Origin of the sequence: Terrihabitans rhizophilus (genome assembly GCF_033898525.1) — a bacterium.
GTDB lineage: Bacteria > Pseudomonadota > Alphaproteobacteria > Rhizobiales > Methylopilaceae > Flaviflagellibacter > Flaviflagellibacter rhizophilus.
Genome location: NZ_JAXAFJ010000011.1, coordinates 36,043 through 49,054 on the forward strand (window position 1 = coordinate 36,043; position 13,012 = coordinate 49,054).

The 13,012-nt window shown below is 64.9% G+C and carries 13 protein-coding genes; 9 read left to right on the plus strand and 4 right to left on the minus strand.

The annotated features are described in order from the left end of the window. Window positions 1-191: 191 nt before the first annotated feature. Window positions 192-1,568, plus strand: a complete 1,377-nt coding sequence (locus SCD90_RS14795; protein ID WP_319845474.1) for a tetratricopeptide repeat protein — start codon at window positions 192-194, stop codon at window positions 1,566-1,568. Here the strand turns inward: SCD90_RS14795 and SCD90_RS14800 are convergent. Next, window positions 1,557-2,390 carry a uracil-DNA glycosylase gene (locus SCD90_RS14800; RefSeq protein WP_319845475.1) on the minus strand — a complete coding sequence of 278 codons (834 nt, stop codon included), beginning with the start codon at window positions 2,388-2,390 and terminating at the stop codon, window positions 1,557-1,559. The genes SCD90_RS14795 and SCD90_RS14800 overlap by 12 nt on opposite strands. A 198-nt stretch (window positions 2,391-2,588) precedes the next feature. Here SCD90_RS14800 and SCD90_RS14805 point away from each other — a divergent pair, with 198 nt between their 5' ends. Then, entirely contained in the window at window positions 2,589-4,424 is a 1,836-nt protein-coding gene (locus SCD90_RS14805) for a tetratricopeptide repeat protein (RefSeq protein WP_319845476.1), read from the plus strand. 23 nt (window positions 4,425-4,447) lie between these two features. After that, complete coding sequence (locus SCD90_RS14810; RefSeq protein ID WP_319845477.1) at window positions 4,448-5,326, plus strand: 4-(cytidine 5'-diphospho)-2-C-methyl-D-erythritol kinase; 879 nt, start codon at window positions 4,448-4,450, stop codon at window positions 5,324-5,326. A gap of 9 nt (window positions 5,327-5,335) precedes the next feature. On the opposite strand, the gene SCD90_RS14815 is transcribed toward SCD90_RS14810, so the two are convergent. Beyond that, a complete protein-coding gene (locus tag SCD90_RS14815; protein ID WP_319845478.1) occupies window positions 5,336-6,352 on the minus strand; it encodes a polyprenyl synthetase family protein in 1,017 nt (338 codons plus the stop codon). A 102-nt stretch (window positions 6,353-6,454) separates the two neighbouring features. Here SCD90_RS14815 and SCD90_RS14820 point away from each other — a divergent pair, with 102 nt between their 5' ends. Both SCD90_RS14820 and SCD90_RS14825 read left to right on the plus strand, forming a co-directional pair. Continuing rightward, window positions 6,455-6,679: a putative signal transducing protein gene (locus tag SCD90_RS14820; RefSeq protein WP_319845479.1), complete on the plus strand. Its 225-nt coding sequence runs from the start codon at window positions 6,455-6,457 to the stop codon at window positions 6,677-6,679. Continuing rightward, window positions 6,676-7,422: a tRNA1(Val) (adenine(37)-N6)-methyltransferase gene (locus SCD90_RS14825; RefSeq protein ID WP_319845480.1), complete on the plus strand. Its 747-nt coding sequence runs from the start codon at window positions 6,676-6,678 to the stop codon at window positions 7,420-7,422. Before SCD90_RS14820 ends, SCD90_RS14825 begins: the two co-directional genes overlap by 4 nt. 34 nt (window positions 7,423-7,456) lie before the next feature. On the opposite strand, the gene SCD90_RS14830 is transcribed toward SCD90_RS14825, so the two are convergent. Further along, window positions 7,457-7,750, minus strand: a complete 294-nt coding sequence (locus tag SCD90_RS14830; RefSeq protein ID WP_319845481.1) for a hypothetical protein — start codon at window positions 7,748-7,750, stop codon at window positions 7,457-7,459. A gap of 168 nt (window positions 7,751-7,918) precedes the next feature. On the opposite strand from SCD90_RS14830, the gene SCD90_RS14835 reads away from it, so the two are divergent. Then, the gene (locus tag SCD90_RS14835) at window positions 7,919-8,098 is read left to right on the plus strand and encodes a hypothetical protein (RefSeq protein ID WP_319845482.1); all 180 of its coding nucleotides are present in this window, start codon (window positions 7,919-7,921) and stop codon (window positions 8,096-8,098) included. Window positions 8,099-8,166: 68 nt separating this feature from the next. After that, window positions 8,167-9,096: a glycine--tRNA ligase subunit alpha gene (locus tag SCD90_RS14840; protein WP_319845483.1), complete on the plus strand. Its 930-nt coding sequence runs from the start codon at window positions 8,167-8,169 to the stop codon at window positions 9,094-9,096. Here the strand turns inward: SCD90_RS14840 and SCD90_RS14845 are convergent. Next, window positions 9,093-10,340 (minus strand): putative bifunctional diguanylate cyclase/phosphodiesterase, encoded by a 1,248-nt coding sequence (locus SCD90_RS14845; protein ID WP_319845537.1) that lies wholly within the window; start codon window positions 10,338-10,340, stop codon window positions 9,093-9,095. The two genes, SCD90_RS14840 and SCD90_RS14845, sit on opposite strands and share 4 nt — an antisense overlap. Here SCD90_RS14845 and SCD90_RS14850 point away from each other — a divergent pair. Then, complete coding sequence (locus SCD90_RS14850; protein WP_319845541.1) at window positions 10,236-10,718, plus strand: hypothetical protein; 483 nt, start codon at window positions 10,236-10,238, stop codon at window positions 10,716-10,718. The genes SCD90_RS14845 and SCD90_RS14850 overlap by 105 nt on opposite strands. Before the next feature lie 186 nt (window positions 10,719-10,904). Further along, window positions 10,905-12,935, plus strand: coding sequence for a glycine--tRNA ligase subunit beta (glyS, locus tag SCD90_RS14855; protein ID WP_319845484.1), 2,031 nt, complete (start codon window positions 10,905-10,907; stop codon window positions 12,933-12,935). Window positions 12,936-13,012: the final 77 nt, after the last annotated feature.

Consider the following 13,012-nt stretch of genomic DNA (forward strand, 5'->3'; position numbering starts at 1 on the left):
CCGGAAGGAACGCGGCCGGACCGCGTCGGGTTCAATGAAGATGGAGATGATCAGGAGAGGATTTGCGGGAGCCGTTGCCTCTAAGGTGGGCGAACACTGCCTTCCGAGGCTAATTCATCAGCAGGTCAAATTGTTGTGGCCCATCGTCATCGTACCCATAATGCGTGGCGCGGAAAGGTCGAGGCGGCGGCATGATCCTGCACAGGTGCGATCAAGTTGAGGTCCTGTTTCATCAGGGGAATTCCGAGCATCTCCTGATCACCTTCGGGACCATGCATGATCGTGCCGACGGCGTGAGCTTCTGGGCCAAGCCGGTCGCCGAGAAAGGCAACATCACGACCATCGGCTTCATGGCGACCCATCCAAACTGGTTCCCGCGCATGTCGATGGAAGCGGCGATCCGCACCATCGAACCGATCCTGGCAAAATATGAGCGTGTGCTGCTCTACGGCCAGAGCATGGGGGCTTATGCGGCGTTGAAATACGGCCGACGGCTCAGGGCCACGCACGTCATAGCCTTCTCTCCTCAGTACACGATCAATCCAGCTGAAATGCTGGTGGATGACGTCCGCTATCGAGGGTCATTCCAGCCGCGCCTGCACGAACGGATGGCGATCACGGATGCAGAAAGCTCCGGGCATATCTTCGTCGTTCACGATCCTTATTATCCTGAAGACAAGGCAAATGTTGAGGCTATCGGACGTGCCATTCCGCGTGCGCGGGTGATCCGGGTTCCGTGGACGCAGCATTTCCCTATCAAGCTGCAGCGCGGAACGGCACGTGCGCTGTCGATACTCGATGCCGTTCTGGACTGTGACGGAGACAGGGTCGAACGGCTCGCCGGCGACGGCAGGCGCGGATCGGCCATTCGCCTGTCCACGGTGTGCGAGGCCTGGTCGTTCCGTGACTTCGATGGTGCATTGTCGCTGTTTGCGAAGCGGTCCACCGATGTTCCTACCGCCGAGCGTCGGGCCTTCTTTGTGGACCTTGCCCGTGCGTGCATGAGGCGAAAGGCCTACGACCAAGCCGCACGCGCGGCCGTCGAAGCAACTGCACTGGACGGCGAGCACGAAGAGGTTGTCCATCTGCGGTTTGACCTCGCCTGTCGGCGAGGCGACATCGCGACGGCTGCGGAGCTTGGCAAGCAACTGGCAGCGAGAATGCCGGCAGATGCCGCAATGCTGGACCGCGTTGGCGGTCTCATGCTGCAAGCCGACCGGCTGGACGAAGCGCAGAGGCTTCTTGAGGCAGCCATATGTATGAAGCCGGGCAACTCGATCACGTATCGGCGTCTGGCGCGGTTGTGGGCACGTCGCAAGGAGCCGGACCGCGCGGTTGAGTTCGCCGAGGTTGCACGAACCTTGAAGCCTCTGGACCCTGCAACGCACACCACCTTGTCGGCGATCCTGTTGAGCTTTGGCCGGCTGACGGAGGCTCTTGAAGCTGCAGAAGCCGCCCTTCGCGTGGATCCCGGCAATGCCGAGGCCTTGATGCGCTCGAGCAGGGCGCAGGAAGCTATCGCGAAGAAGGCCGGCAGGAAACCGCCGCCGATGGCCTCAGCCGCCTGAACCGCCGCCGTCCAAACGTGCCTTCAGTGCCCTGAAGTCGCGCCAGGCCAGCCGCTTCTGCAACGGCGTACGAAGGAGGTAGGCCGGATGAAGGGTCGCAACCGCAGGGATGGTGCGGGCTCCGGCCCCGTACTCCGTCCAGCGGCCACGGGCTTTCAGGATGCCGTCCTTCGTGCCGGTCAGTGCTGCGGCAGCCGATCCGCCCAGCATCACCAATATGTCGGGAGAGGCCAGTTCGATCTGTCGGCGGATGAAGGGCAGGCAGAGTTCCATTTCCTGCACGGTCGGCGTGCGATTGCCGGGCGGACGCCATGGCACGACATTCGCGATGTAGACGCCCGAGCGGTCGAGCCCGATGGCCGCCAGCATGCGGTCGAGCAATTGTCCGGCCGGGCCGACGAAGGGGACCCCTTCGCGGTCCTCTTCCCGCCCCGGTGCCTCGCCCACCATCATCACGCGTGCCGCCGGATTGCCATCGGCGAAAACAAGCCGCGTCGCCGTGCGGCGCAGGCCGATCCCCTCATAACTTTCGAGAAGTGCCCGCAATTCCTCGAGCGTGGAAGCGGATGCGGCGGCGCTTCGGGCATCGCCCAGCAATTGCTCGTGCGGAAGCGCCAGCATCGAGGGAACCGGGGCGGGCGCGACTTCCCGCGCGCGTGGTTCCGGCAAATCCTGCACCAGACGTGCGGCGGCGGGCGCGGGTGGCGCCTCCGCGAACCTGTCACGCGGCTCGTCATCCAGCGCGATGTCGACACCCATCTCGGCGTACCAGGCGAGGAGCTGTGCCGCAGCGTCAGGAGAAAGTGTTTGGGCGTAGGCCATGGCCTTCTGTAGCGCTCTTTGACACAAGGTTCACGCCGGATTGAGCGACCCGGCACAGCATCTGGTCTAAGAATGCTGAGGCGCCGATTCGGCACATAGCGCTTGGAGGCAGGTGGTCCGGTCGATAAAAAGCCGGAATGGCCGCCTTATGCTCGACGCTGGCGCCTGTACGCCGCTCAACCGATCAGAGGGCCGCTGGTGAAGATCCTGAATTGTCTGGCTTTGACCGCGGCGCTCCTGGCGGGCGTGGCTCCTGTTGCCGCCCGCGAGAGCGACATGCCCGCTCAGGAAGCGGGAAATTCGATCCTTGGAAATTACCTGGCCGGGCGGGCTGCCGCCTCCGCGAACGATGTCTCCGCGGCGGCCACTTATCTTCTGGCCACGCTGAAGACCACGCCGCGCGATCCCGAGCTTCTCGACCGCACGATGCGGCTCGTCATCGCCAGCGGCGATGTCGATGGTGCCTTCCCTCTGGCCGAGCGGCTGGTCGCGCTCGATCCCACGAATCGCTGGGCTCGACTTGCGCTGGCTGTGCGTTCAATCAACCGCAAGCACTTCATCACCGCCCGCACCCAGTTGGGGCAGGCTCCGCGTGGTCCCGTGCCGGACGTGATCGGCATCATCACGACGGCCTGGTCCTGGCAGGGTTCCGGCGAGACGGCGCGTGCGCTCAAGACGCTCGATGCGCTCTCCGGGAATGAACTCGCCCACCTCTTCCGTGATCTGCACGCAGGCCTCATCGCCGACGTGGCCGGCAATGGCACGGAAGCGCAGCGCCGGCTAGGCGCCGCCTACAAGGTGGACCAGCCGATGTTCATCGTGGTCGATGCCTATGCCCGCTCGCTCGCAAAGGCCGGCAAGCGCACGGAGGCCCTGACAGCCTATCGCGAACTGGCTGAACGCACGCCGCGCAATGCCCTTCTGCAGGCCAGCATCAAGACGCTGGAAGACGGCGGCCAGCTGCCCCTGGCGGCTGACGGGCCGGCGCAAGGTGTCGCGGAAGCGCTGTTCACGTTCGGCCAACTGGCGAACCGCGATGCGGCCGAACTGGCCCTGATCTACCTGAACCTCGCGCTGTACCTCGCGCCCAGCCATGAACTGGCGCTGCTGACCCTTGCCGATGTGCAGGAGAATATCGGCCAGCACCAGACCGCCATCAGCCTCTACGAGAAGCTGCCGCCTGAATCCGGCTTCTCGGAGGATGCCGGCCTGAAGATCGCGGCCAACCTTGCGCAGGACGAGCGGCAGGACGAGGCGGAAGCCAAGCTCCGCGACCTGATCGGCAAGGATGCGTCCGACCGTAACGCCGTGGTCGCCCTTGGGCACCTGCTGCACCGCAAGAAGGATTATGCAGGCGCGGCCGAGATGTTCGGGAAGGCGATCGCGCTGATCGATGGGGAGCCGAAGAAGAGCGACTGGCCGCTCTTCTTCGCACGCGGCGTGGCCTATGACGGCTCAAAGGAGTTCCCGAAAGCCGAGGCCGACCTGAAGAGGGCGAACGAGCTCGATCCGAACCAGCCTGCCGTGCTGAACTATCTCGGCTATTCCTGGGTGGACCGGGGACTGAACGTCGAGCAGGGTCTCGAACTCATCAAGAAGGCCGTCGAGCTTCGCCCCAATGACGGGGACATCATCGACAGCCTGGGCTGGGCTTATTTCAAGCTCGGCAAATATGCTGAGGCCACCGCGGAGCTCGAGCGCGCGGTGGAGCAGAAGCCGCAATCCTGGGAGATCAACGATCATCTCGGCGATGTGTACTGGAAGACGGACCGCAAGCTTGAAGCGGGCTTCCAATGGCTCCACGCATTGTCGCTCGACATCGACCCCGAGAAGCGTCCGGCGATAGAGCGGAAGATCAAGGAAGGACTGGAGCCGGAAAAGCCGGCTGCCGAGGCCCGAAAGGTGGATCCGGTGACGCCTGCCGAACCCGCTGCACCGGCGGACGCTCCGGCCGTCTCGGCCCCTGCTCCTTCCGAGGCAGCGCCAGCCGCTCCGGCACCGGAAAGCCCGGCTCCGGCTGAAGGCCAGAACTAGACGCGCCCCGACGCAAGATAGGAATGGCCGGCGTGATCCTGACCGCGCGCGCACCCGCGAAGATCAATCTCACCTTGCGCGTACTGGGCAGGCGGTTGGACGGCTTCCACGAGTTGGAGAGCCTTGTCGCGTTCTCCGGCACTGCGGATCTGCTGACGCTCGACACTGAAGGCCGGTTCGGCCTTGATGTGGATGGGCCGACCGCCGCAGCCGCAGGCCCGGAGAGCGACAACCTCGTCATCAGGGCCGCGCGCGCGCTGCAGGCGCGTGTGCCGGAACTGCGCTTGGGGCGCTTCCATCTGAAGAAGCGCTTGCCCGTGGCTGCGGGGGTGGGTGGCGGTTCATCCGACGCCGCTGCGGCGCTGCGCCTGCTCGCGCAGGCAAACGGCATCCGTCTGGACGATGTTCGGGTGTTCGAAGCGGCTGCCGAGACGGGGTCGGATATCCCGGTTTGCCTGACGCCGACCTCGCGCATTTTCCGGGGAAGGGGCGAACGTGTCAGCGCCGGGGTGGGGCTCGCTCCGTTGAGTGCGGTGCTGGTCAATCCGGGCGTGCACCTGTCTACGGCCGACGTGTTCCGCGCGCTCGCCCTTCAGCCGGGCGCGACAGGCCCGTCGACGGCGGCGCTGGAAGAAGGTTTCGGCGGTGACTTCCGGCGCCTGGTGTCGGTCCTTGAGAGCGACGTCAACGATCTGGAGCCTGCCGCGCGCTCGCTTTCGCCGGAGATCAGCGCGGCGCTTCTCGCCGTGCAGCAGACGGGGGGATGCCGCTTCTCCCGTATGTCCGGATCGGGGGCGACCGTCTTCGGGCTGTACGATCACTGCCATGCGGCTGCGGCCGCCGCCCGCGTACTGAAGGCTCGTCACCCCGGATACTGGGTCAAGCCGACGCTTCTGCGCTGAACCCGAGCCTCAGTGGGCGCGAGCGGTCACGAAGTCGATCACGTCCAGCAAGGCACGCTTGGCCTGGCTGTCCGGGAAGACGTCAAGAGCCTCGCACGCGGTGGCGCCGTAATGACGCGCCCGCGCAAGGGTCTCCTCGATTGCGCCATGCCGCTGCAGCAGTTCGATCGCCGTTTCGAGCGCCGAATCGTCAGCATGCCCCTGTTCCAGCGTGCGCTTCCAGAACTCGCGCTCGCCGGGTGAGCCGCGACGCACCGCGAAGATGACGGGAAGGGTGATCTTGCCCTCACGGAAGTCATCGCCGACCTTCTTGCCGAGCTTGGCTTCGCGCCCGCCATAGTCCAGCGCATCATCGACCAGCTGGAAGGCGATGCCGAGATTGGCGCCGTAGGAGCGGGCGGCATCCTGCTCTTCCGTCGCTCCCATGAGAGCCGGTCCGACTTCACAGGCGGCGGCGAACAAAGCGGCCGTCTTGGCGCTGATCACGGCCAGATATTCGTCTTCCGTGGTGGCGATGTTCTTGGCGGCGGCGAGCTGCATAACCTCGCCTTCGGCGATCACCGTTGCGGCGGTGGACAGGATGTCGAGGCCGGGCAGCGAGCCCACTTCCACCATCATCCGGAAAGCCTGGCCGAGCAGGAAATCCCCGACGAGAACACTGGCCTGGTTTCCCCAGACCATACGGGCAGACGCCTTGCCACGGCGCATCTCGCTTTCATCCACCACATCGTCGTGGAGCAGCGTCGCCGTGTGCATGAACTCCACGGCCGCTGCCAGGCGGATATGGCCGTCGCCGGGATAGCGCGCGAGTTTCGCCGCCGCGAGCGTGAGCAGCGGGCGTAGCCTTTTGCCTCCGGATTCGATCAGATGGTTCGCCACCTCGGGAATCATCTGCACGTCGGAGCCTGTGCGGGACAGGATCAAGGAATTAACAAGGCTGAGATCGGATGCGACAAGCGCCGAAAGTGCCTCAAGCTCAGAACCGCCATCGTGGCGCGGCTCTTCCACCGGTATCACAACTCCCACGATGATCCTTCCCTGGCGCAAGTGCTGCGGACCATATGCATCGCAACGCGCTGCGGGCAAGGCTTGATTGGGCCCTCGCACCCCATATGAGGAAGGCCGGTAATGAAGGAACTGCTGCGGGCCAACGACATGGTGCTCATCTCCTTCGCCTGCTCGCTGCTGGAGGGCGAAGGCGTGGAGCATGTTCTCCTCGACACGAATATGAGCGTGCTGGACGGTTCGATCGGAGCCATTCCCCGGCGCCTGCTCGTGGGCGACGAGGACCATGACAGGGCGCGGCGCATCCTGTCCGAACACGGGCTGCGGCACGAACTGCGCCCGGCATGAGCGAGATGGGCGACCTGACGGACGATGCGGTGCTTGGCGGGAGGCTCAGGCTGCTGCAGCCGGCACGCGGCCATCGCGCGGGCAGTGATGCCGTTCTGCTGGCGTCCGCCGTGCCGGCAGGGGATGGCGAGCACGTGCTGGATTTCGGTGCCGGAGTAGGCACTGCAGGTCTCGCGGTTCTGGAGCGGGTTGGCGGAACTTGCGCGACGTTGGTCGAGATCGCGCCTGACCTCGCCGAACTGGCACGCAGCAATGCCGAGCGCAACGGCATGGCGGAACGAGTGCGGGTTCTCACCTCCGATGTCGGCCGTCTCGTTGCCGATGGAGTCGTGCCGCCGGATAGGGCCGATCACGTCTTGATGAACCCACCATTCCACGACCCTCATGGCCGCCGTTCGCCCGACCCCGCGACGGCGCGTGCACGCATGGCCGAAGTCGGACTTCTCGACCTGTGGTGCCGCAGCGCGGCCGGCGTGCTGAAGCCCGGCGGAACGCTGACATTGATTCATCGTCCTGACGCTCTGGACGAGATATTGCAGGCGACAGCCCGGCGGTTCGGTGGCGTGTGGCTGCGCTTCGTGCATCCCGATCCAGGCCGGCCAGCAGTCCGGGTGCTTCTGGCCGGCATCAAGGGGAGCAAGGCACCGCTTCGCGTTCTGCCGCCCCTGATGTTGCAGGGTGGGGAAGGGCGCTTCAGCGAGGAAGCCGAGGCCCTCCATCGCGGCGCCGGCATGCAGATATAAGAAGAAGGGGCGCCGGAGCGCCCCTTAGACATGATCAATACCGGTAGCGGCGCGGATAGCAGCGGCGCTCGACCACGCGGCGCCATTCGCCATAGACCCGCTTGCGAACCACGACACGCTCGCAATGACGGCGCGGCGGCGGAGCGTAGTAGCGGCGCGGACGGTACTCGTCGCGATAGTAGCGGCGGGGCGGACCGTATCCGTACCCATATCCCGGCCCGACATGGATGCCGAAACCGACCTGAGCCGCGGCGGGGGCCGGGGCCGAGGCGACGCCAAAGCCAAGAGCCATGATGGCTCCGAAAACAAGAGCAAGCTTGCGGAACATAGCCATTCCTCCTTTGACGCTCCCCCTTTGGGATCGCGTCCATGATCGCTTTGTAACGCGCAGCGTCTGAACTCGTTCTGATCTGGCCGTTCATCGGGCATTCACCCAGCGGAACGCCTTGCGGGGGCGGGGTTTGACCCGCATGATCCGGCTAAGAGAGAGGTATACATGCCGCCCCTGATCCCACTTGCCGCATTGGCTGCCTTGTCCGTTTATGGAGCCCGCTGGGCGCGCAAGGAATGGCGCCGGATCAATGCCGAACTCGATGCGGTGCGGCCTCCGGAGGATGACCGCGCGCATCCCGTGCTGCGGCGTGATCCCGCGACTGGAGAATGGCGCCCGCACTAGAGGGTGTGCTTGCCCCATGGTGGAGCGGTGTCTAGGGTGCCGCACCTTTCGTCAGCCGCAGCAGATCCATGTCCGAGAACCTTCAGGGGCCGCTGAGCCCGACCCGCTCCTTCCAGGGGCTGATCCTCACGCTGCAGACCTTCTGGGCGGAACGCGGCTGCGTGATCCTGCAGCCCTACGACATGGAGGTTGGAGCCGGCACCTTCCATCCCGCCACCACTCTTCGCGCTCTGGGGCCGAAGCGCTGGAACGCCGCGTATGTGCAGCCCTCGCGCCGCCCCAAGGATGGCCGCTATGGCGAAAATCCCAACCGCTTCCAGCACTATTACCAGTTCCAGGTGATCCTGAAGCCGAACCCGCCGAACCTGCAGGAGCTCTACCTGGAGTCCCTCAAAGCCATCGGCATCGATTCGGCGCTGCACGACATCCGCTTCGTCGAGGACGACTGGGAAAGCCCGACCCTCGGCGCCTGGGGGCTGGGCTGGGAGTGCTGGTGCGACGGCATGGAGGTGTCGCAGTTCACCTATTTCCAGCAGGTCGCCGGCATCGAGTGCAATCCCGTGGCAGGCGAACTGACCTACGGGCTCGAGCGGCTGGCCATGTACCTTCAGGGCGTCGACAATGGCTTCGACCTCAACTTCAATGGCGGCGAGGGCGAGAACCGCGTCACCTATGGCGATGTGTTCAAGCAGGCTGAGGAGGAGTACTCCCGGCACAATTTCGAACATGCCGACACTGAAATGCTGTTTCGCCACTTCCGAGACGCGGAAGCGGAATGCCGCTCTTTGCTGGCGAAGGGCGAGGGTGAGCGGCACCTGATGGTGATGCCGGCCTACGACCAGTGCATCAAGGCCAGCCACGTCTTCAACCTGCTGGACGCGCGCGGCGTGATCTCCGTGACGGAACGCCAGAGCTACATCCTGCGCGTGCGCGAGCTGGCGAAAGCTTGCGGCGCGGCCTGGCTGAAGACCGCCGGCGGCGGCGTACTGGCGGCCTAGAGCGACGCGATTTTCCGCAGGGGATCGGCGTCGGCAAGCAGCGTTGCCACATCCTTGGCCGAAAGGGCTTTCCCGAAAAGGAAGCCTTGTCCCTGCTCGCAGCCTTTCCGGATCAGGCAGTCGCGCTGCTCCGCGTTCTCGACGCCCTCGGCGATGATGGTGAGGCCGAGCCCCTGGCCCAGCCCCAGCATCGCCCGCACGATGGCGTCGTTCTCCGGATCCTCGCCCCCCAGGGCATCGACATAGCTCCTGTCGATCTTGATCTTGTCGAAGCGGAAGTTGCGCAAGTGGTAGATGCTTGAGTAGCCGGTGCCGAAATCGTCCAGCGCGATCTGCACGCCTGCGTCGCGCAGACGACTGAGCACCACTTGCGCCAGTTCAAGATCGCTCACGAGCGAGCTTTCGGTGATCTCGATGGCAAGGCGTGCTGGGTTCAGCCCGGTTTCCGCCAGGATGGCGAGAACCCTGAGACCCATGGTGCGATCCCGCAGCAGGACGGCGGACAGGTTCACCGAAAGCACGATGTGATCCGGCCATTCCAGCGCATCGCGGCAGGCGCGCCTCAACAGGCTTTCCGTGAGGTCGCGGATAAGCGCGGTGTCCTCGGCGATGGGAATGAACCTGTCGGGCGGCATGTTGCCCTTGGTGGGATGCGTCCAGCGCGCCAGTGCCTCGAAGCCCACGATCTGCTGAGTCTTGAGGTTCACGATGGGCTGGTAATGCGAGAGCACATCGCCGCTGACGATGGCGTGCCTGAGGTCCCGCTCCATCGTGATGCGCTGCAGCACGAGGTCGTCCATGCTCTCCTCGAAGAAGCATGACGAGGAGCCTCCTGACTCCTTGGAGCGATAGAGCGCTATATCCGCGCGCCTGAGGAGATCTGCGCCCAAAGTGCCGTCCTGAGGCGCCAGCGCGATCCCGATGCTGGCCCCGATAATGTGTTCGCTGCCCGCGGCAAAGAACGGCTCTTCGAACGCCATCGCAACCTTGCGGACAACAGCGGTAGCGGCATCGAGGCCGCTGAGATCGAAGGCGATCAGCGCGAACTCATCACCGCCTAGCCGTGCGAGGAAAGTGCCTTCTTTGAACAGGCCCGAAAGGCGCTTGGAAAGAGAAACGAGCAGCTCATCCCCGGCGGGATGGCCGAAGCCATCATTGACGCGCTTGAAGCCGTTGAGGTCGATCAACAGAACGGCATGGCATCGTCCGTCCGCAGGACCCTGCAGCATGGCGTTGTCGAGCACCTCACCGAGGTGGCGGCGGTTCGGCAGGCCCGTGAGGGGGTCAAGCAAAGCAAGGTTGCGCGCGGCGCTTTCCGCCTCGTTGCGAAGGCGGATTTCAACCCGCTGATCCTGAATGCGGCGGAACGCGAAGATCAGCGTGGCAAGGCTCAGGAAGCCGGCCAGGAGGAATATCTCGTCCAGCTGCCACGACTCGTGATCCTGAATGAAGTCTTCCAGGCGCTCCGCAAAGTCGAAGTGCGCAGCCAGCGCGAAAAGACACGTCGTCGATGCCAGGAGAATAATGCCGTCCAGCACGGATCTGCGATGCGCCCAGGGGCGGACCGGGGCCTTTCGATTGGTGCGGCGTTCTTCCATCTCGATGATCGATCCACAGTTTGATCGATCATTGTGGATCCGAAGTCCTGATTTAACGTGAACCCCACGTTGCAGCCCGTGACGGTCTGCACGTCTGGTCGAAGCCTTCGCTGGGCTCCGACCCCGCAGCTGGACAATACTCTCGCCGCGCCGCTGCCGGACAGCGCGGCAGGTGACTTTTCACCCGCGCCTTGCTAAGCGGCAACGGCCATGCCCGATCTTCTGCTTGAACTCCTCTCCGAGGAAATCCCCGCCCGCATGCAGGCCCGCGCCGCGGAAGACCTGCGCAAGCTCGTGACGAATGCGCTGGTGGATGCGGGGCTGACCTATGAGGGCGCCAAGGCCTTCGCCACACCGCGCCGCCTCGCTCTGACCGTGCAGGGTCTCCCGGGCCGTCAGCCCGATCGCCGGGAGGAGCGCAAGGGACCGCGTGTCGGTGCACCGGAAGGCGCGCTGGCCGGCTTCCTGAAGGCCGCGGGCCTGTCGTCGATCGAGCAGGCAAAGGTGCAGCACGATCCGAAGGGCGACTTCTACATCGCGGTAACCGAGAAGCCCGGTCGTCCTGCGGCTGAGCTCATTGCCGAGATCATGCCCGGCATCATCCGTTCTTTCCCCTGGCCGAAGAGCATGCGCTGGGGCACGGGCACGCTGCGCTGGGTGCGGCCTCTGCAATCCATCCTGTGCACCTTCGGCACCGCCAACGAGGACCCGGAAATGGTGCCGTTCGAGGTGGACGGCATCGTCTCCGGCAATTTGACGCGCGGCCATCGCTTCCTTGCGCCGGGCGAGTTCACGGTGAAGCGCTTCGACGATTACGTGCCGGCGCTCGAGAAGGCGAGGGTGGTGCTGGATGCTGGCCGTCGCCGGGAAATCATTCTGAACGACGCGCGCGACCTAGCCTTCGCGCAGGGGCTGGACCTTGTCGAGGACGATGCCTTGCTCGACGAGGTGGCCGGGCTCGTGGAATGGCCGGTTGTGCTGATCGGGTCTTTCGACGAGAGCTTTCTGGACGTTCCGGACGAGGTGATCCGCACCACGATCCGCGTGAACCAGAAATGCTTTGTGCTGCGCAAGAACGGTGCGTTGACCAACAAGTTTGTGCTCGTCTCGAACATCGAGGCCAAAGATGGCGGTGTGGCCGTCGTGGCCGGTAACCAGCGCGTCGTGCGCGCCCGGTTGTCGGACGCGAAGTTCTTCTGGGACACCGATCGTGGCGTGAGGCTGGACAAGCGGGCGGAAAAGCTCGCGACCATCGTGTTCCACGAGAAGCTGGGAACACAGGCCGAGCGCGTGGATCGCATAGCTGCCCTGGCGCGCGAGATTGCGCCGCTGGTCGGAGCCGATGCCGACATGGCGGAACGTTCCGCGCGGCTGGCGAAGGCCGATCTCGTGACCGAGACCGTGGGCGAGTTCCCGGAAGTGCAGGGCCTTGCCGGCCACAGGCTGGCGCTGCTGCAGGGCGAGCCGCCGGAGGTCGCGGCCGCTATCGAGGAGCACTACAAGCCCCAAGGGCCGGGGGACCGCGTGCCGAGCGCGCCGGTCTCCATTGCCGTCGCCCTGGCGGACAAGCTGGACACGCTTGTCGGCTTCTGGGCCATCGACGAGAAGCCAACCGGATCGAAGGATCCTTATGCGTTGAGGCGCGCGGCGCTGGGCGTGATCCGGATTGTTCTGGATAACAGTCTGCGCCTGTCGATGCTGGAGCGGGTGAATGCGGATCTTCTGGCCTTCTTCGCGGATCGCCTGAAGGTCCAGCTCCGCGAGCAGGGCGCGCGTCATGATCTGGTAGACGCCGTCTTCGCCCTGGGAGGGCAGGACGACCTCGTCCTCGTCACCCGCCGCGTCGAGGCTCTCGGCGCCTTCCTCGGCACGGAAGACGGGAAGAACCTGCTCGCCGGTTTCCGCCGTGCGGCCAATATCCTGAAGGCCGAGGAGAAGCGGGACGGGGAAGGGGCCTTCGAAGGTGCTCCCGACGCGGCCCTGTTCCAGCAAGCCGAGGAGAACGACCTGTATGCGGCGCTCGACCATGCAGAGAGCGTGGCCCGCGAGGCCGTGCAGCGCGAAGCCTTCGGCGAAGCGATGGCGGCCTTCGCGCAGGTGCGCCGGCCGGTCGATGCCTTCTTCGATGGCGTCACGGTGAACCACGAGGACCCATTGCTTCGGGCAAACCGCCTGAAGCTGCTTGCGCGCCTTCGGGCCGCCACTCGGACGGTCGCGGACTTCACGCGCATCGAAGGTTGACGGCTCCCGATCCTCCCTTCGGTAGATCCACAGGCTTTCCCAAGGTTTCCACTTAACGGCACTCTTTGCGTTGAATC

Excerpts from the sequence above, each read along its gene's own strand:
- SCD90_RS14795 (WP_319845474.1), top strand. The coding sequence starts at position 192 with ATGATCCTGCACAGGTGCGATCAAGTTGAGGTCCTGTTTCATCAGGGG.
- SCD90_RS14800 (WP_319845475.1), bottom strand. The coding sequence starts at position 2,390 with ATGGCCTACGCCCAAACACTTTCTCCTGACGCTGCGGCACAGCTCCTC.
- SCD90_RS14810 (WP_319845477.1), top strand. The coding sequence starts at position 4,448 with ATGGCCGGCGTGATCCTGACCGCGCGCGCACCCGCGAAGATCAATCTC.
- SCD90_RS14820 (WP_319845479.1), top strand. The coding sequence starts at position 6,455 with ATGAAGGAACTGCTGCGGGCCAACGACATGGTGCTCATCTCCTTCGCC.
- SCD90_RS14825 (WP_319845480.1), top strand. The coding sequence starts at position 6,676 with ATGAGCGAGATGGGCGACCTGACGGACGATGCGGTGCTTGGCGGGAGG.
- SCD90_RS14830 (WP_319845481.1), bottom strand. The coding sequence starts at position 7,750 with ATGTTCCGCAAGCTTGCTCTTGTTTTCGGAGCCATCATGGCTCTTGGC.
- SCD90_RS14835 (WP_319845482.1), top strand. The coding sequence starts at position 7,919 with ATGCCGCCCCTGATCCCACTTGCCGCATTGGCTGCCTTGTCCGTTTAT.
- SCD90_RS14840 (WP_319845483.1), top strand. The coding sequence starts at position 8,167 with ATGTCCGAGAACCTTCAGGGGCCGCTGAGCCCGACCCGCTCCTTCCAG.
- SCD90_RS14850 (WP_319845541.1), top strand. The coding sequence starts at position 10,236 with ATGGCCGAAGCCATCATTGACGCGCTTGAAGCCGTTGAGGTCGATCAA.
- glyS (WP_319845484.1), top strand. The coding sequence starts at position 10,905 with ATGCCCGATCTTCTGCTTGAACTCCTCTCCGAGGAAATCCCCGCCCGC.